The organism is Psychromonas sp. CNPT3 (assembly GCF_000153405.2).
GTDB lineage: Bacteria > Pseudomonadota > Gammaproteobacteria > Enterobacterales > Psychromonadaceae > Psychromonas.
The window spans coordinates 453,583-472,570 of the sequence record NC_020802.1; the positions used below are offsets into that span (position 1 = coordinate 453,583).

The 18,988-nt window shown below is 38.9% G+C and carries 15 protein-coding genes; 6 read left to right on the forward strand and 9 right to left on the reverse strand.

The window, feature by feature from the left end; all coding sequences use genetic code 11:
• The first annotated feature begins 118 nt into the window (after positions 1-118).
• Positions 119-1,615 carry a sodium/proline symporter PutP gene (gene putP, locus PCNPT3_RS02055; RefSeq protein ID WP_015464209.1) on the forward strand — a complete coding sequence of 499 codons (1,497 nt, stop codon included), beginning with the start codon at positions 119-121 and terminating at the stop codon, positions 1,613-1,615.
• An 87-nt stretch (positions 1,616-1,702) separates the two neighbouring features.
• Positions 1,703-2,086 carry a VOC family protein gene (locus tag PCNPT3_RS02060; protein WP_015464210.1) on the forward strand — a complete coding sequence of 128 codons (384 nt, stop codon included), beginning with the start codon at positions 1,703-1,705 and terminating at the stop codon, positions 2,084-2,086.
• A gap of 18 nt (positions 2,087-2,104) precedes the next feature.
• Here PCNPT3_RS02060 and greB read toward each other — a convergent pair whose 3' ends face one another.
• Together greB and adhE are read right to left on the reverse strand one after the other, a co-directional pair.
• Positions 2,105-2,596: a transcription elongation factor GreB gene (greB, locus tag PCNPT3_RS02065; RefSeq protein ID WP_015464211.1), complete on the reverse strand. Its 492-nt coding sequence runs from the start codon at positions 2,594-2,596 to the stop codon at positions 2,105-2,107.
• A gap of 183 nt (positions 2,597-2,779) precedes the next feature.
• A complete protein-coding gene (gene adhE, locus PCNPT3_RS02070) occupies positions 2,780-5,437 on the reverse strand; it encodes a bifunctional acetaldehyde-CoA/alcohol dehydrogenase (RefSeq protein ID WP_015464212.1) in 2,658 nt (885 codons plus the stop codon).
• A gap of 531 nt (positions 5,438-5,968) precedes the next feature.
• Here adhE and PCNPT3_RS02075 point away from each other — a divergent pair.
• Positions 5,969-7,051: an AI-2E family transporter gene (locus PCNPT3_RS02075; protein WP_015464213.1), complete on the forward strand. Its 1,083-nt coding sequence runs from the start codon at positions 5,969-5,971 to the stop codon at positions 7,049-7,051.
• Positions 7,029-7,943, forward strand: coding sequence for a class I SAM-dependent methyltransferase (locus tag PCNPT3_RS02080; RefSeq protein WP_015464214.1), 915 nt, complete (start codon positions 7,029-7,031; stop codon positions 7,941-7,943). Before PCNPT3_RS02075 ends, PCNPT3_RS02080 begins: the two co-directional genes overlap by 23 nt.
• A 77-nt stretch (positions 7,944-8,020) precedes the next feature.
• Here the strand turns inward: PCNPT3_RS02080 and pta are convergent, their stop codons facing one another.
• Positions 8,021-10,183 (reverse strand): phosphate acetyltransferase, encoded by a 2,163-nt coding sequence (pta, locus tag PCNPT3_RS02085; protein ID WP_015464215.1) that lies wholly within the window; start codon positions 10,181-10,183, stop codon positions 8,021-8,023.
• 66 nt (positions 10,184-10,249) lie between these two features.
• Positions 10,250-11,467 carry an acetate kinase gene (locus PCNPT3_RS02090; RefSeq protein ID WP_015464216.1) on the reverse strand — a complete coding sequence of 406 codons (1,218 nt, stop codon included), beginning with the start codon at positions 11,465-11,467 and terminating at the stop codon, positions 10,250-10,252.
• A 398-nt stretch (positions 11,468-11,865) separates the two neighbouring features.
• Here PCNPT3_RS02090 and yfbV point away from each other — a divergent pair, with 398 nt between their 5' ends.
• Positions 11,866-12,315, forward strand: a complete 450-nt coding sequence (yfbV, locus tag PCNPT3_RS02095; RefSeq protein WP_015464217.1) for a terminus macrodomain insulation protein YfbV — start codon at positions 11,866-11,868, stop codon at positions 12,313-12,315.
• A gap of 59 nt (positions 12,316-12,374) precedes the next feature.
• Here the strand turns inward: yfbV and rlmA are convergent, their stop codons facing one another.
• From rlmA to fldB, 4 genes are all read right to left on the reverse strand, one after another.
• Positions 12,375-13,196: a 23S rRNA (guanine(745)-N(1))-methyltransferase gene (gene rlmA, locus PCNPT3_RS02100; RefSeq protein WP_015464218.1), complete on the reverse strand. Its 822-nt coding sequence runs from the start codon at positions 13,194-13,196 to the stop codon at positions 12,375-12,377.
• 75 nt (positions 13,197-13,271) lie between these two features.
• Positions 13,272-14,012, reverse strand: coding sequence for a pyruvate formate lyase 1-activating protein (gene pflA, locus PCNPT3_RS02105; RefSeq protein WP_015464219.1), 741 nt, complete (start codon positions 14,010-14,012; stop codon positions 13,272-13,274).
• A 235-nt stretch (positions 14,013-14,247) separates the two neighbouring features.
• On the reverse strand, positions 14,248-16,533 hold the full coding sequence (gene pflB, locus PCNPT3_RS02110; protein WP_015464220.1) for a formate C-acetyltransferase: 2,286 nt from the start codon (positions 16,531-16,533) through the stop codon (positions 14,248-14,250).
• 669 nt (positions 16,534-17,202) lie between these two features.
• The gene (gene fldB, locus PCNPT3_RS02115; RefSeq protein WP_015464221.1) at positions 17,203-17,721 is read right to left on the reverse strand and encodes a flavodoxin FldB; all 519 of its coding nucleotides are present in this window, start codon (positions 17,719-17,721) and stop codon (positions 17,203-17,205) included.
• 37 nt (positions 17,722-17,758) lie between these two features.
• Between fldB and xerD the strand changes: the two genes are divergently transcribed.
• A complete protein-coding gene (xerD, locus tag PCNPT3_RS02120; RefSeq protein WP_015464222.1) occupies positions 17,759-18,655 on the forward strand; it encodes a site-specific tyrosine recombinase XerD in 897 nt (298 codons plus the stop codon).
• Positions 18,656-18,667: 12 nt separating this feature from the next.
• Here xerD and PCNPT3_RS02125 read toward each other — a convergent pair whose 3' ends face one another.
• Positions 18,668-18,985, reverse strand: coding sequence for a hypothetical protein (locus PCNPT3_RS02125; protein ID WP_015464223.1), 318 nt, complete (start codon positions 18,983-18,985; stop codon positions 18,668-18,670).
• Positions 18,986-18,988 lie beyond the last annotated feature (3 nt).

Here is an 18,988-nt window from a genome sequence, read left to right on the forward strand (position 1 = left end):
ATTGAAGCGCTATTGAGCATAGGCTTCAATATATCTTTATCTATATATCATCGGTGTGTTTTTTGAATGACACACTTATGTTTATTATCTGCAGTAGAGAAATAAAACGGAGAGACATATGATAGAGAACAATTTTGCAATTACGGCAACATTCATTACTTATTTAATAGCGATGTTGTGGATAGGTTTATATGCATATAAGCGAACGAAGAACTCAGAGGATTACTTTTTAGGCGGGCGAACACTCGGGCCTTGGCCTGCTGCGCTTTCCGCGGGTGCATCTGATATGAGTGGCTGGCTATTGTTAGGTTTGCCTGGGTATGCCTATGCTGCTGGGATCGAGTCTTTTTGGCTTGCTGGTGGCTTATTAATTGGTACTTGGCTGAACTGGCTTATTTGTGCCAAACGTTTAAGAACGTATAGCATCACGACGAATAATGCGCTGACTTTACCCGAATATTTATCACGACGTTTTAATGATAATTCCAAAGTGATCCAAAGCATTGCAGCTTTTTTTATTCTTATGTTTTTTCTTTTTTATACCAGCTCCGGTCTTGTAGCAGGTGGCAAGTTATTTGAAACCGTTTTTGGTCTTGATTATCGTGTTGCTGTGTTTATCGGTGCTGCGTGTGTGGTTTCTTACACTTTGTTTGGAGGGTTCTTAGCTGTTTCATGGACGGATCTCGTTCAAGGATTATTGATGTCAGCGGCCTTAATGATTGTGCCGATAGCCGCCATGCAAGGTGGATTCACACAGTTAACATTCGATTTAAACGCACTTGATCCTAATTTATTAAGCTTGTGGATTGGCATGGATGGTGAGCCTTTATCGGCGATTGCCATCATTTCGTTATCTGCATGGGGCCTAGGGTATTTTGGACAACCCCATATTCTTGCGCGTTTTAAAGCGACACGCAGTAATGCAGATTTAGTCAAAGCGCGACGCATTGCCGTTATTTGGACTGCATTATCAATGGCAGGCGCCTTGTTAGTTGGCTTGGTCGGTTTATTGTATGTACAGGGCCACCCAACGTTAGTACTGGCCGATGGTGAAAAAATCTTTATGCTGTTAGTAAATGCGATTTTCCATCCATTAATTGCCGGCATTTTATTAGCTGCAATTTTGGCTGCTATTATGAGCACGGCTGATTCACAATTGTTGGTTTCATCCTCTGCATTAGCAGAAGATTTTTATAAAAACATCTTCAAACCAAGTGCAAGCTCGGAAGAGGTGGTGATGGTAGGGCGTATTGGCGTGGTTATTTTATCGTTAATTGCACTGTTCTTAGCGATGGATCCTGATAGCTCCGTATTAGGGCTCGTTTCTTATGCTTGGGCTGGATTTGGGGCCGCGTTTGGGCCGGTATTAATATTTAGCCTATACTGGAAACGTATGAACCGTCAGGGCGCAATTGCCGGTATCTTAGTCGGTGGCATCTCTATCGTCATCTGGAAACAACTAAGTGGGGGTATTTTTGAGTTATATGAAATTGTCCCTGGGATCATTTTTGCCTGTATCGCTATTGTGGCTGCAAGTCTACTGACTAAAAAGCCAGGAGACGAAGTGCTTGCGCAATATGAGCAATACAAAATAAACCTAAAAGAATTACCTTAGTGTTTATTGGAAGCCCTCTTATTTAAGAATATCGTTGCTATAAGGTGGGCTTCCAAATTAATTTTATATAAACCAAAAGAGAAATGCATGAAATTAGGGGCTTTTTCAATCAGTTTAAGCGTTAAAAATCTGCAGAAATCAAAATCATTTTACGAGCGATTAGATTTTAAAGTGATTGGTGGAGATGCGGATAAACATTGGTTAATAATGCGTAATGGCAAGCATACGATTGGCTTGTTTAATGCGATGTTTGAAAAAAACGTGATGACGTTTAATCCCGGTTGGGATGAAGACTGTACGCCACTTGATGATTTTGTTGATATCCGTGAACTGCAAAAAACACTTAAATCACGCGCCATTAAATTTGAGACAGAAGTCGATGAAAATTCTACGGGACCTGCCGATTTTATTATTATCGATCCCGATGGAAATCCTATTTTGATCGATCAACACGTCGATAAATTGCGCTAAATTGTTATTTATGTAAATTTAAAAGTCATAATCTATTGTTAGGATATACCAAGTTTGTATGCCTGTTGGCGTCTTAACTTGCGCTTCATCATCCACTTCTAATTTTAATAACGCCCGCGCCATTGGGCTATCAATCGAAATATAATCTTTACGTGTTTGTAACGTGCCTCGTTGATAAATTTCATCGGGACCGACTATTTTAAAGTTTTTTATTTCACCTTCATCATTTTCGATACTGAGCTTCGCACCAAAAAACACTTTATTAGCTTGCTGTTTTGAGGGGCTAATAATGCTGACTTGTTGTAGGCGTTTTGTTAAAAAACGAATACGTGAATCTATTTGCCGTAAAATCCGTTTATTTTCTTTGTAGTCTGCATTGTCAGATCGGTCACCTAAACTGGCGGCCCAGGTAACCTTACGAGTTATTTCTGGGCGATATTCGCGCCATAGGTGTTCTAACTCTGTTTGCAGCGTTTTAAAGCCTTCAGGAGTGATTAAATTAGTCCGCAAGATATAACACCATTAATAAAAGATAAGAGAGCTTTCTTTATAACGATCCCATTTATATTTGCAAGTGTTTTACGCCAAAAGCAGGGTGATCAACAATTAATGCATGAATAGAGTCGTTATTTATAAGTCATTAGACAATAAAAAGCCCGCATAAAGCGGGCTTCTTGGTGCATTTAAAAAAGATTATTTCGCTTTTTTATCTGCTTTTTTTTCTTCTTTTACGCTTGCAACTGGTGCATCCATAACGTCAACGTATGGCGTACCGTAATAAGATGCAAGTAACACTTCTTTAAGCTCTGCAATTAATGGGTAACGAGGATTTGCGCCAGTACATTGGTCATCAAACGCTTGTTCTGCAAGATCATCAAGTGCGGCTAAGAAATCAGCTTCATTAACGCCAGCATCACGAATTGAAAGTGGAATGTTTAATTCAACTTTAAGCTCTTCTAACCAAGTTAATAGACTGTTGATTTTATCTTCAGTATTACCTTCATAGAAGCCAAGGTGGATTGCGATTTCTGCATAACGCGCACGTGCTTTCGGACGGTCATACTGAGAGAACGTACCTTGCTTAGTTGGTTTGTTTGTTGCGTTGTAACGAATAGTGTTAGTCAATAACAATGCGTTTGCTAAGCCATGTGGAATATGGAATTGGTTACCCAATTTATGCGCCATAGAGTGACACACACCTAGGAATGATTGTGCAAAGGCCATTCCGGCAATTGTTGCTGCATTGTGCACTTTCTCACGTGCAACTGCATCGTTTTTACCGTTGTGGTAAGAGCTTGGTAAAAATTCTTTTAATAATTTAAGGGCTTGTAATGCTTGGCCATCAGAATATTCATTTGCAAGAATTGAAACATAAGCTTCGATTGCATGAGTAACGGCATCATAACCACCAAATGCACAAAGTGATTTAGGCATATCCATGACTAAGTTTGCATCAATAACAGCCATTGTTGGTGTTAGTTCATAATCTGCAAGAGGGTATTTTTTACCTGTTTCATCATCCGTTACTACGGCAAATGGCGTTACTTCTGAACCGGTACCTGACGTTGTTGTAATACAAACAAGATCCGCTTTAATACCCATTTTAGGGAATTTGTAAATACGTTTACGGATATCCATAAAGCGCATTGCTAAATCTTCAAAGTTTGTTTCAGGATGCTCATAAAGAACCCACATGATTTTCGCTGCATCCATTGGAGAGCCACCACCTACTGCAAGAATAACATCAGGATTAAATGCATTTAATGCGGCAGCACCTTTTTTGATGATAGAAAGCGTTGGATCAGCTTCTACTTGGTGGAATACTTCAACGTGTGTACCTTGCGCTTTTAAAATCTCAACAAGACTGTCAACATAACCATTAGCGAATAAGAAACCATCCGTTACGATCATTGCACGTTTTTTGTCTGCTAAGTCAGTCATCGCAATCGGTAAACAGCCACGACGGAAGTAGATTGATTTAGGTAGTTTATGCCATAACATATTTTCAGCTCGCTTCGCAATGGTTTTAGTATTCAATAAATGTTGTGGGCCAACGTTTTCAGAGACAGCGTTACCACTGTGTGAGCCACAACCTAGCGTTAATGACGGAGCAAAACCGAAGTTATACAGGTCACCAATACCACCATGAGAAGTAGGAGAGTTAATAAGAATACGACATGCTTTCATTGCAACACCAAACGCATCAACACGTTTAGAGTTTGCATCTTGATCTGTGTAAAGCGCCGCTGTATGACCTACACCACCTATATCGAGTACAAGCTGTGCTTGGATCACTGCGTGATCATAGTCTCTTGCTTTAAATAGGCCTAAAGTTGGAGATAGTTTTTCATGTGCAAACATATTTTCAACGGTCACTTCATCGCCTTCGCCCACTAGAATTTTAGCGGAAGTAGGCACTTTAACACCAGCAAGTTTTGCAATCGTATAGGCTGTTTGGCCTACAATTTTCGCGTTAAGTGCACCATCAATAAACATGATGTTCGCGACTTTATCTGCATCTTTCTTATTAAGGATAACTGCGCCGTATTCTTCTAAGCGCGCTTTAAATGCATCGTATTGAGATTCAACAACAATGACAGCCTGCTCTGAAGCACAGATCATACCGTTATCAAATGTTTTTGACATTAATATAGAAGAAACCGCACGTTTTAGATCTGCTGTTTCATCGATAACAACAGGTGTGTTACCTGCGCCTACACCGATAGCAGGGTTACCTGATGAGTAAGCTGCTTTAACCATACCAGGGCCACCCGTCGCAAGGATAACCGCTGTGTCTTTATGTTTCATGATAGTGTTAGTTAGTTCTAACGAGGGTACATCAATCCAACCAATAATATCTTTCGGCGCGCCGGCTTTAACCGCTGCTTCTAATACGATTTGAGCTGCGTAGTTAGTACATTTTTTAGCACGTGGATGCGGTGCAATAATACAAGCATTACGCGTTTTAAGTGCCATTAATGTTTTAAAGATAGCGGTTGAAGTTGGGTTTGTGGTCGGAATGATTGCACAAATAATTCCCATCGGCTCAGAAAGCGTTACCGTACCTAATTCATCATTACGAGAGACTTCGTCACATGTTTTTGTGGTTGCATATTTGCTATAAATGAACTCAGAAGCAAAGTGGTTTTTAATTACTTTATCTTCCATGATGCCCATGCCCGTTTCTTCTACGGCCATTTTAGCAAGTTCGATACGGTGTGTTGATACTTTAAGTGCTGCCATACGGAATATTTCATCTACTTTTTCTTGTGAAAAAGTAGAATATTCTTCCTGAGCAGCCTTTACTCGGCTGATCAGAGCTTCTAGCTCTGCAACTGTGCTTACCGTCATATATTTCTCCAAAAGTGTATAAAATTATAAAGTTTAAAAATGTTTTAATAAAATTTTGATGATTTTTAATTCATCGACCTTAGTAAAAAACTTTCATACTTAGTATAGGAATTTGCATTTATGAGATCTTGATCGAGATCATGTTGTAAGTAAGTTACAACATAATGCTTAAATCTTTATATCATGCTGATAAATTGCCATTTTGTTTATTTATCACGTATTTTTTATTCTATTTAAGATCTGCTTCCAATATACGCCCGCGTTGATTTTTTGTATACAAATTGAACAAGTTAATAATGCCAAAGGAACTAAAAAGGTTACCCGTCTTGCTTGTTGAAATTATCCCACCCTGCGTTGTGAGCTTTGAAGTGAGAACAACACTCTCCTACAACCCACGCCTTGCTAGTGTTAATTTTTCCTACGCAATACATGAAAACTTAATTAATTCCTTTGGTATAACGTATTTATTAGTGCCGATTTGCCTGCTATATTAAGTTATCTTATTTGGTTAATTTTTATTAATGGGTTTTTATGCAAAATGTATCTACATTGGCGCGCTCACTATTGTGCTGCGCCTCTCTTGTTATTGCGCTTGCGGGTATTAAAATTGCAGCCCCTATTGTGGTGCCTTTTTTACTGGCGTTATTTATTGCCATTATTTGTAATCCGGCGGTTAACTTTTTAGAGCGATATCGCATTCCAAGAGGTTTTGCTATCACCTTAATTATTGGCTTTATCTTTTTTCTCTTTATTGGTTTAGGGGGGGTTATAGGTAGTTCGGTGAATGAATTTAGACAAGCATTGCCTTCGTATGAAGCGCAACTGTCGACGCAACTGAGTTGGGCAGTGCAGTGGATGGGGGAACATCACATTGAAATAAATAAGTTTGAAATTCAATCTTATTTTAATCCGGCTAAAGTGATGACCCTAGTGACGGCAACTCTCAGTGGCTTTAGTAGTATGTTAGGTAATATCTTTTTATTGTTATTGACCGTTGTGTTTATGTTGGTTGAAGGAGAAGGCTTTAGTAAAAAATTGCATATCGCCTTTGATGATCCCATTGGTAAAGAAAAACGCATGCAACGCTTTTTAAATATGGTTAACCGCTATATGGCCATAAAAACATTAATTAGTCTGGCAACGGGGCTTATTATTGGCTTTGTTTTATGGATCATGAACGTTGATTTTTTTGTGCTCTGGGCTTTATTGGTTTTTTTATTAAATTACATTCCCAACATAGGCTCTATTTTGGCCGCAGTGCCTACGGTGATATTAACCTTTTTACAATTAGGTATGGGCTCGGCATCGATTGTTATCGGTCTGTTTGTGGCGGTCAATATGATCATGGGTAACATGGTTGAGCCTAAATACATGGGGCGTAGCTTAGGGCTTTCTACATTGGTGGTGTTTTTATCTTTAATTTTTTGGGGGTGGTTATTAGGTATGGTGGGCATGTTATTGTCGGTGCCTTTAACCATGATCTGTAAAATTGCCTTAGAAAATAGTAAAGAGGGGGCTTGGTTTGCTATATTACTCAGCTCAGATGAAGAAATTGATGAATTAATAAAAGAAGAAAAGAGTGCCTGTAACGATGAAATTATTAGAAAAGATTAATTGGGAACGTATTGCTCAATTACCAGAAAATGAATTGCAACGCCTTTACCATGGGCGAGGATTTCAACATTTAGAGACCAGCCATATCAATATTGAGTGGTTGTCTCCGGTGATCTTAATTATTCTTTATAAAGAAGAGAGCCTTGACGATCTGACCTTACTGAGTACCCAGCTTTTACATAAAATGCAAAGTATTAACTTTGGGGTGAAAAGTATACAAGTGCAATATCGCTGCCGAGATCATGCACCGACCCAACTCTTGTGGGGCGAGGTAGTACAGGATCTTGTCGGTATTGAAAATGGCTTGAAATATACTTTAAACTTAGGCCGTAATCAAAATTATGGTTTATTTTTAGATATGAAAAATGGGCGAAATTGGTTACGTGAAAATGCCCAAGATAAGTCGATATTAAATCTTTTCTCGTACACTTGTGGTTTTTCATCGGTGGCGATAGAAGGGGGCGCAAAACGCGTTATTAATTTAGACATGAGTAAAGCGGCTTTGGCGGTTGGTCGTGATAACCACCGTTTAAATGGCCATGATTTGAGTAAAGTAAAATATTTGGGTCATGATCTTTTTAAATCTTGGGGCAAACTAAAACGTCTTGGACCTTATGATATTGTCATTGCGGATCCGCCTTCGTTACAAAAGGGCTCAATCAATATAGAGCGTGATTACCCTAAAATAATGCGTCGTCTACCTGAATTATTAAATACAGGCGGGCTTGCCTTATTGTGTTTAAACTCTCCTGATTTAGATTTTGCTTTTTTAGAGCGCACGCTTGCGGAGCAATGCCCCGAGGCAAAAATCATCAAAAGAATAGAGCCTGAAGCGCATTTTATCAATATTAACAGTGAGCGCAGTTTGAAGTGTTTATTGATTAGTTTGTAGTATTTAGTCTTTAGTCTTTTTAAAGTATAAAAAAGCCCGTTAATGCATCGCATTAACGGGCTTTTTACTAAGTATTACTATTTTTTAGCCGCATCACGTTGTTGTGATTGTGTTGCTTGAATAGCCGTTAACGCGACCGTATAAACGATATCATCGACTAATGCGCCACGTGATAAATCATTCACAGGTTTACGCATACCTTGCAACATTGGACCGATACTTATTAAGTCAGCACTACGTTGTACTGCTTTATAAGTCGTGTTACCTGTATTTAGATCTGGGAAGATAAATACAGTTGCTTGGCCCGCAACTTTAGAGTTAGGCGCTTTGCTTTTTGCAACATTTTCCATCACAGCCGCATCGTATTGAAGTGGACCATCAATTAATAAGTCTGGACGACGTTGTTGTGCAATTTTAGTTGCTTCACGTACTTTTTCAACATCTGATCCCGCACCTGAGTCACCCGTAGAGTAACTGATCATCGCAACTTTAGGCTCAATACCAAAAGCAATGGCAGAATCTGCTGATTGGATAGCGATATCAGCAAGTTGATCGGCTGTTGGATCGGGATTAATAGCACAATCACCATAAACGAAAACTTGATCAGGTAGTAACATAAAGAAGACTGATGACACTAAGCTTGCGCCCGGTGCTGTTTTGATAAGCTGTAGTGCTGGGCGGATAGTATTTGCTGTTGTATGCACAGCGCCAGATACAAGACCTGCCACTTCATTTTCAGCTAACATCATGGTGCCTAATACAACGGTATCTTGTAATTGTTCACGTGCAACGACGGCGGTTAAGCCTTTCGCTTTACGTAGTTCAACCATAGGTGCAACGTAGTTTTCGAACACATCAAGTGGGTTAATGATTTCAACATCATCTGTTAATTCAATACCCTGTAGTGAAGCAATGCGATGGATCTCTTTAGGATCGCCTAATAAAACCGGTGTTGCAATGCCACGTTGTGCACAAATAAGTGCAGCTTGAATGGTGCGAGGCTCCGTACCTTCTGGCAATACAATACGTTGTCTAGTTTGACGTGCAAGCTCAGTTAAATGATAACGGAACGCAGGAGGAGACAAACGGCGTGACAAAGTAGAATCATTGGTCAATGTACTTAACCAATGATTATCAATATGGCTAGCAATATAATCTTGTACTTTTTCAATACGCTCTATATCGTCAACGGGTATTTCCATGTTGAAGTTTTGTAGGCGTTGCGCCGTTTTCCATGTGTTACTTTTGATAAGTAATACAGGTAAACCTGTTTCCATCGCGCGTTCACAAAGCTTCATCACTTCGTCTTCTGGCATGTAATCACCAGTAAGCAGTAAACAACCAATTTTCATACCATTCATAACAGCAAGACACGCAGCAATGATCACATCACTACGATCGCCTGAAGTCACTAGCATTGAGCCCGCTTTAAAGTGCTCTAGCATATTTGGAATTGAGCGTGCGCAAAAAGTAACGGAATGTAAGCGTCGATGCGCAGCATCACCTTTATTTAGCACTTGTGCATCTAAGTATTGTATTAAATCTTGTACGCGTGGGGCAATAAGATCTGCGCTCCAAGGAATACAACCCAAAATAGGTAATGGGCTCTTGCTGAACATTTGTAATACTTCAAGATTTGTTTGCGCATTTACTTCTGGGATATCAAACATTTCACTAAGATCTGGACGACTTTTATCATGTTCATCAACCGGTGCGCCGACTTTATTGATAATACAGCCCGCAATACGTTTATTCTTTTTACCACCAAAAGCATCAACGGCAATTTCCATACGCTCTTTTAGCTGTTGTGAAGAATCATTACTTGGATGCGTCACAAAAACCATTTCAGCGTTTAATGCTTTAGCAATGCTGTAGTTAATTTCATTGGCAAACTGATGTTTATCAGTCGGTACTAAACCTTCAACAATGATCACATCATTGTCTTTGGTGCCTTGACGGAAACGCTCAACAATATTTTCAAGTAGATCTGATTTGCGTCCTGATGAAAGCATGTTTTCTGCATATTTCATTGCAAAAGGTTCAGGCGGGCAAAGAACAGAGGCATTACGCAGCGTTGCGGTAGAGCGTTCAGGGCCTGTGTCACCAGGGCGAGGCTGTGCAATTGGCTTGAAAAAGTTAACTGCGATACCTTGACGTTCCATAGCGCGAACCATTCCAAGACTGACGGAGGTAACACCTACGCCTGAGCCAATAGGAATGAGCATAATAGTACGGGACATAATAATTCCTTAAAATTAAGATCTAGATAATATAAGGGAGCTGTTTTACTCCCTTAAAAAAATTAATCAAGCACAAACAGGTGCTGATTGTTCAACAAGTGCTACAGCATCTTTTGCAATAACCCATTCTTCATTGGTTGGAATAACCATTGCGATAGGGCTGTCAGGCGTGCTGATAATACCTGACTTACCAAGTATTGTTGTTTCATTCTTTTGAACATCAACGTGGTAGGAAAAAATAGACAGAAGCTCTAATACTTTTTGACGAACCAAAGCAGAGTTCTCACCGATACCACCGGTAAAGACAATCGCGTCAATACGCCCTAAAGGCACTGCATAAGAGGCGATATATTTTGCTAAGCGATAAGTAAACATATCTAAAGCAAGTGTCGCTCTCGGGTTGTTTTTAAGATGCTCTTCAGTAATGGTTCTAAAATCACTCGAAATCCCAGAAATACCCAATAGACCACTTTCTTTTTGCAAAATATCCATGATTTGTTCGATAGTGTAGCCTTCATGCGCAATTAAATGTTCAATAATGCTTGGATCAAGGTCGCCACAGCGCGTGCCCATTACGAGGCCTGCAAGCGGTGTCATGCCCATACTAGTATCAACACATTGGCCATTTTTAATCGCGGTAACCGAGGCGCCGTTACCTAAATGGGCAGAGATGATATTCAGCTCTGAGATTGGTTTATCAAGTGCAATGGCAGCTTCTTGGGTGATAAATAAGTGACTCGTACCATGCATGCCGTAGCGACGAATACCTTTGTCTTTATAAAGTGCATACGGTAGCGCGTACATAAAGGCTTTAGCTGGCATACTTTGATGGAACGCTGTATCAAATACAACAACTTGAGGAAGTTCAGGGAAGGCTGCTTGAGCCGCACGAATACCTAAAACATGAGCAGGATTGTGTAAAGGTGCAAGTGAAATACATTCTTCGATGTTATTGATGACATTTTCATCAACGAGTACAGAGTGCGTGAATTTTTCACCACCGTGAACAATACGGTGGCCGATAGCAACAAACTGACTCGCCAAGCTACCTTCTTTTTTAATGATATGTTCAACGATATAGGCAACGGCTTCAGAATGCGCGCTCATTGGTGGAAGATTTGTTGAGTCTTTTTTTCCGTGTGTTGTCCATTTGATACGTGCATCGGCTAAGTTAAAACATTCAGCCAAGCCACTGATAAGGTTTTCACCATTGACGGCATTGACGACTGCAAATTTAAGAGAAGAGCTACCACAGTTAAGAACAAGAACGAGTTTACTGCTCATAAAAAATTCCAATAAGTAATTAAATAGGGTAAAATCAGTACATAAAAAGTGCTGATGCATGGCATATAAAAGAGATTATTTGCCGATGAAATCGAGATAAATAATCTTTTTTATATACTGCAAGAAATTTTACGCTTTTGTAATAAAATTACAAAGGCAAATGAACAAATATTATTTTAAATCAATTTTCAGCGTAAATTACTTATAAAAACAGAAAAAAGCCCCAAAAAAACCGCTGTAAATTATCTTTCGTAATAAAGTTACAGTGATTTCTGATTTGCTTGAAATAGATGCAAAGATCCATGTAATATTAATTTTGCAGTGTTTTTATTTTTTACAATATTGTAAAATCTGCTAGTGTTGATAAATGGTATAAAAATAAATGACTGGAGGTACGCGTGAATATTTTCTTTGAAATATTAAAACAAGGACTGGGTTATTTAAAAATCTGGCCACAACAAAAAGTGTTGAACTGCCTTTTTATCGATAGTAAAGTTACTTTCTATACGCGTTTTGCGATGCAAATAACGCCTGTTTTCATATTGATAAGTATTGTTTTTAGTTCGTTTTTACCTATTACTATGCATCCTGAAACGACGGTTACGTTTATTTTGTTTTTACTGAGTATGCCATTACAAGGTTTATATTGGTTGGGTAAGCGCTCACAAACGTTTTTACCCTCACAACTCTTAATGTGGTATGCCGAGATTGATAAAGCGTTAAATTCTCAGCATAAAAAAGATCGGGTAATGACGCAACGTCCTCGTTATACGGATTTGGCGCTATTACTTAAAAACGCGTTTGAACAAGGTGGCGATAATTTTTTACAAAATAATGAACTGCTTTAAATCACTTAAATCGCGTTCTTAAAAAAGGCAGAGTGTGTGAAGTGACTCTGCCTTTTTTATTAAAACTCTTTTTGGTAAATTTCAATATTAAAATCACACTCAATTTCCCATTTCTTTTCATCCAAAAGAGTCTGCATCTTTTGCTCATTAAATTTCCATGCAAACGGCGTCATTTGGATCAAGTCTTTTAACGTCTGCTCGGCTTCAATACTCAGCATATAATTTACATTAACGCTTTGTATTTTTTGGAACCCTGCTGGCGCATTATGACTGCTGACATGCTCATTCACGTGAGTGTATATTTTCTCACGCAGCTGAAAAAGATGGCGTGGCGCGGGGGTGACGGTAAAAAGATAAGCCCCAGGTTTGATTAAACGTTGTAATTCACTGTCTAAAGAGGGCGCGTAAATCCGAATTAACGCATCGAGAGAATGATCGCTCAGTGGGACGTCATAAGCACTGGCCACACAAAAGTTGATGTTCTTATAACGTTTAGCCGCATAGCGGATAGCGACTTTTGAGATATCTAAGGCGCTGATATAAGCTTGTGGGCTTAGGCCTTTTTCTAATAAGTGCGTGTAATAACCTTCCCCACAGCCGAGATCTAAAATATGAGGTGCACTTTGTTCACTGAGTTTTTGTTGCACCAGTTCACATAACTTCTGCGCCATTGGCAGGTAACCATCACTGTTTAAAAAAGCGCGCCTTGCTTGCATCATCTCTTTATTATCGCCGGGGTTTTTAGAGCTTTTAGCTTGCACGGGTAACAGGTTCAGATAGCCTTCTTTGGCAATATCAAAATGATGATTATTTTGACAAATTTGAGTGTTATTTTCAGTGCTAAAAGAGGTGCTACACAGCGGACAAATAAATGCGTTCATAAGGGATCTTATTTTGTAGGGCGGGAGTGGGTGAAGGAGCAAAGCTCCTTACTCTAAATAGATAACGTCAGGTGTTTAATAAATGACGCAATCGTTATATTCCAATAAAATATTTTTTATGGTGTCCATGGTTTGTTTCGACGGGGAATCAACTCCCTCTAAAGGATACGACTCACCCATCGCAATCCATTTATGTCGGCCTAAATCATGGTAAGGTAATAATTCTATTTTTTCGATGTTTTTCATCGGTGCAATAAATTTACCTAACGCATGTGCATCCTCAAGCGCATCGGTATAACCCGGTACGATGACATAACGTAAATAAACGGGCTGGTTCATTTCGGCTAAATACTTAGCAAAAGTTAATGTGTATTTATTGCTCACATGGGTTAAATCAATATGCTTATGATCGTCTATCTGTTTGATATCAAGTAACACGAGATCGCTTAACTCCAGTACCGCTTTGGTCGTATCATCAATACGTCTTACAAAGCCATTCGTATCAAGACAAGTGTGGATCCCCTCAAGACGGCAAGCTTCAAACATCGCTTTAACAAATTCAGGTTGGAGCATCGCTTCGCCACCAGAGATAGTAATACCACCTCCTGATGCTTGCATATAATTACGATATTGTACGATTTCAGTCATTAATTCTTCAACACTCATCTCTTTGCCACCATCAAGCGCCCAAGTGTCGCGATTATGACAATACTTACAGCGCATTAAACAGCCCTGTAAAAAAATGATAAAACGAATGCCGGGGCCATCGACGGCGCCACAGGTTTCAATTGAATGAACGTGTCCCATTACTGACATGTTAGTCCTCTAATGCATGAGTATGATTGTTTTATATATGATCCATGTGCATCATTGTGCCAATCTGTGAATGTACTTACCTTTTGATTTTATCGAAATAGCGTAATAAATGAAATATTTACGTCAATTAAAATGAAAGGTATTGGCACATAAAAAGAAAGGTTTCACCCGTGAAGATGAAACCTTTTTTAGTATATCAGGCTACGTTAAAAGTTAACCTGTTTATCTATTGTATTTACATATTAGATGTAAACGTACGGCTGATCACGTCGTTTTGTTGCTCTTTAGTTAAAGAGTTAAAACGCACAGCATAACCAGAAACACGAATAGTAAGTTGTGGGTACTTTTCAGGGTGATCCATTGCATCTAATAATGTTTCACGGTTCATTACGTTAACATTCAGATGTTGGCCACCTTCGATTTCTGGCGTATGTTTAAAGTAACCATCCATTAGACCTGCAAGGTTTGCACGTTGTGAATCTTCTGTTTTACCCAGTGCGTTTGGTACGATAGAGAAAGTATATGAAATACCATCTTGTGCGTAAGCAAATGGGAGTTTAGAAACAGATGTTAAAGATGCAACAGCACCTTTCTCATCACGTCCGTGCATAGGGTTTGCGCCTGGAGCAAAAGGTGCGCCTGCAGCACGGCCATCCGGTGTATTACCTGTTTTCTTACCGTATACCACATTAGATGTGATAGTAAGAATAGATTGAGTCGGACGCGCATTACGGTACATTTTGTGTGATTGGATTTTTTTCATGAAGACTTCAACAAGGTTACAAGCCATATCATCAACACGTGGATCATTATTACCAAATTTAGGGTAATCACCGATAATTTCGAAATCAATCGCAATACCATTTTCATCACGAATTGGTTTAACGGTTGCATATTTAATTGCTGAAAGTGAATCAGCTGCAATTGATAAACCTGCGATACCACATGCCATTGTACGTTCAACGTCTCTGTCATGTAGTGCCATTAATGATGCTTCATAGCTATATTTGTCATGCATATAGTGAATACAGTTTAGTGCAGTCACATAGGTATCTGCTAACCAATCCATGAAGTGATCTAAGTTGTCGTAGACTTCTTTGTAATCTAACACTTCAGAAGTAATAGCAGGTAGCGTAGTTGGACCTACTTGCATTTTAGTCTTCTCATCAACGCCGCCGTTAATTGCGTACAGAAGCGTTTTTGCTAAGTTGGCACGAGCACCAAAGAATTGCATTTGTTTACCAACAATCATTGGTGAAACACAACATGCAATTGCATAGTCATCGTTGTCGAAGTCATTACGCATTAAATCATCATTTTCATACTGGATAGAAGAAGTATCGATAGATACTTTTGCACAGTATTTTTTGAAGTTAATTGGTAATTCTTCAGACCATAAAATAGTAATGTTTGGCTCTGGAGATGGGCCCATAGTGTATTGCGTATGTAGGAAACGGAAGCTGTTTTTAGTAACAAGCGTACGTCCATCAACACCCATACCACCGACAGATTCTGTTGCCCAGATAGGGTCGCCAGAGAATAGGTCATCATACTCAGGCGTACGTAAGAAACGTACCATACGTAATTTCATTACCAAGTGATCGATAAGCTCTTGTGCTTCTTCTTCTGTAATTTTTCCATCTTGAATATCTTTTTCAATGTAGATATCAAGGAAAGTAGAAGTACGACCAAATGACATTGCAGCGCCATTTTGAGATTTAATAGCAGCTAGGTAACCAAAGTAAGTCCATTGGATAGCTTCTTTAGCTGATGTTGCAGGACCTGAAATATCAGAGCCGTATTTTGCAGCCATTTCTTTCATTTGGCCTAAAGCGCGGTATTGCTCGAAGATTTCTTCACGTAATTTAAGCGTATCTTCAATCGTTTCACCTTTAACAAGCTCTGCTTCTAAACTTCTATGCTGTTTAGATTTGTCAGCCATTAAGTAATCGATTCCGTAAAGTGCAACACGGCGATAATCACCAATGATACGACCACGGCCGTATGCATCAGGTAAACCAGTTAAGATACCTGATTTACGACATTTAAGAATGTCACCCGTGTAAACATCGAAAACACCTTGGTTATGTGTTTTACGGAATTCAGAATAAGTTTTGCGAATGCCTGCATCTAATTCTTTGCCATAAACTTTACAAGATCCATCGATCATGCGGATGCCGCCATTAGGGATCAACGCACGTTTAAGAGGAGCTTCAGTTTGTAGGCCAACAATAGTTTCTAAATCTTTATTAATGTAGCCAGCATCATGAGATGTGATTGTTGAAACAACATCAGTATCAAAATCAACAGGAGCATGGGTGCTATTTTCTTGTTTAATGCCAACCATGACTTTTTCCCAAAGCGTATCAGTTGCTTTAGTTGCGCCGGCTAAGAAGCTTTCATCACCATCAAAAGGAGAGTAGTTTTTTTGAATAAAATCACGAACATTTACGTCGGTTTTCCATTCATCACCAGCAAAACCATTCCATGCTGATGCAAAGTCTTCATTTAATTTAATCATAAAGATTTACCTTTGTTGTTAGAGTATTAAAAATTCTTATCAATTGGTTTTAGTGTCAGCATTAACGCTGATGGCTTAACCAATCATTGTTGCCACTGTTAATATGGTCTCAAATGACCAAGATGCAATAAATAACATCATTTCAAATTTGAGTGCCATCATGGCAAATAAAACTGTTTTCATCATTTAGTTAAGCGCTAAGTGCTTATCAAATCATTTAACAGACTGTTCAAAATACTTAATAAACTCGTCTTTTAAAAGGCAGAGAAATAACATCTTTATTGACGTGGTATTGAACGTTTGTATCATGCAATAATAATGCCGATACATGGGCTGTTTTAGCTTACTTCGCGTCAGCTGTTATTTATATATTGAGAACAAAATGAGTTTAACAAAGGACTTCTTGTGCAAACTTGACGCAGGTCAATATTTTAATAGAGGATGTAATTTTATTACAGATTATTGTTGTTTTAACTAATTTAGGCTGTTTTATGTACAAAAATGTGACATTCAACGGGAATAGTTGTTATTTTTTTTCTAAAATATTGGTTTTTTATCTGATTTCATTTTTTTTAAAACACATTTACCTTGATTTTTTTACGCATACTCGGGTATGCGTCTGTTTTTATTAGGGATACTGGGTGAATGTTGCTTGGTATTTTTAAATACTTATAGGTGCGATTGTATTTCGTCTAAAATTTGTAAACACCAGGTTTCAATTCGCTCATCAGTGAGTTCGTATTGAGAGTCTTCATCGATAGCCAGACCTAAAAAATGTTGTTTATCTGCGCAGAGCGCTTTTGATGCACCAAACTCATAACCTTGAACTGGCCACTTCCCAACAAACGTAGGTGACTGTGCACATAATTCATCATGTAACATGCCAACGGCATCTATAAACCAGTCTCCGTATCCTTGCTGATCGCCTAATCCAAAAATGGCGATTATTTTGCCGCTTACCTCTAATGCGGAGACTTCACTCCATAAAGCGCCCCAATCTTCTTGTAATTCACCATAGTCCCAGGTAGATATTCCAAAAATAACAATATCATAGTCTTTTATTTGGCTCAGCCCAGTCTCTTTTATGTTATAAATATCAACGAGATCGTCACCGATAAAAGCTTGGATTTTTTCTGCCACAATTTCGGTGTAACATGTACTAGACGCATAAAATAAGCCGATTTTCATTTTTATAACCTTTATACCCAAAGAGAGCGATAGTTTAATGCAAGCGTTAACGATTGACCAATTTTTAGATTCACTGTGGCTAGAGCGAGGCTTATCACAAAACACATTAGCGTCTTATCGCTTTGATTTGTGTTTGGTGCAGAATTTTTTAGAAGCAAATAATAAAGTGTTAGCAGAAGCCAGTTATCAAGATCTCTGTGATTATTTTAGCTTCCGTTTATACTCGGACATCGCATATAAAAACAGTTCAACGGCACGCTTAATGAGTGCCTTACGTCGCTATTATCAATTTTTATGTCGCGAGAAATTACGAGATGACGATCCGAGTGCCAAACTACAAAGTCCCAAAACATTAAAGCCATTACCTAAATCGTTGTCTGAGTCAGAAGTTGACGGACTTTTATCCGCGCCAGATTTAAGTGATAGCGTACAGTTTAGGGATAAAGCGATGCTCGAATTGTTATATGCAACGGGTCTGCGTGTTTCAGAGCTCGTAGGTTTACAAATGCAAGAGTTAAACTTACAACAAGGCGTAGTGCGAGTGACGGGTAAAGGCGAAAAAACACGTCTCGTGCCACTGGGCGAAGAGGCCAATTATTGGGTGGATCGCTATATTGAAGAGGTTCGCCCTGAATTACTCAAGGGGCGAAGCTGTGATATTCTTTTTCCAAGTCGACGTGGTTCGCAAATGGTAAGGCAAACATTTTGGCATCGTATTAAATATTATGCGTTACGTTGCAATATCGATAAGACCTTAATATCTCCGCATGTGTTGCGCCACGCCTTTGCAACGCATCTTTTAAATTATGGCGCCGATTTGCGCGTGGTACAAATGCTTCTGGGTCATAGCGACCTCTCTAGCACCCAAATATATACGCATATTGCGCAAGATAGATTAAAAGAATTGCATAAAATGCATCATCCACGCGCTTAAAACTGAATTTCTTTAATCTTTTATCTGCGTTTTAAAGGCGTTTAATGTTTTAAATAAAAGCTCTATTTTTACAATGATGCTAGGTAATAACCTTTTATACTGCGTGTCATCTTCTGTCTGTATGGCTTGTAAATCGGCTGCCAATTCCTCTACATAAGGTAGAAAAGTAGAGGAATGATTTTTAAAGGCACTCTGCTCTTTAAAAATATGCGTAAAACTATTTTCTTTTTTATTATGTAAATGTGCGAGTACTTTATCTGCATCGACAGCTTGATGATAAATTATTTTCACATTTTCTTGCAGTAATTTCAGTACGCTTTCTTTACTCATTTC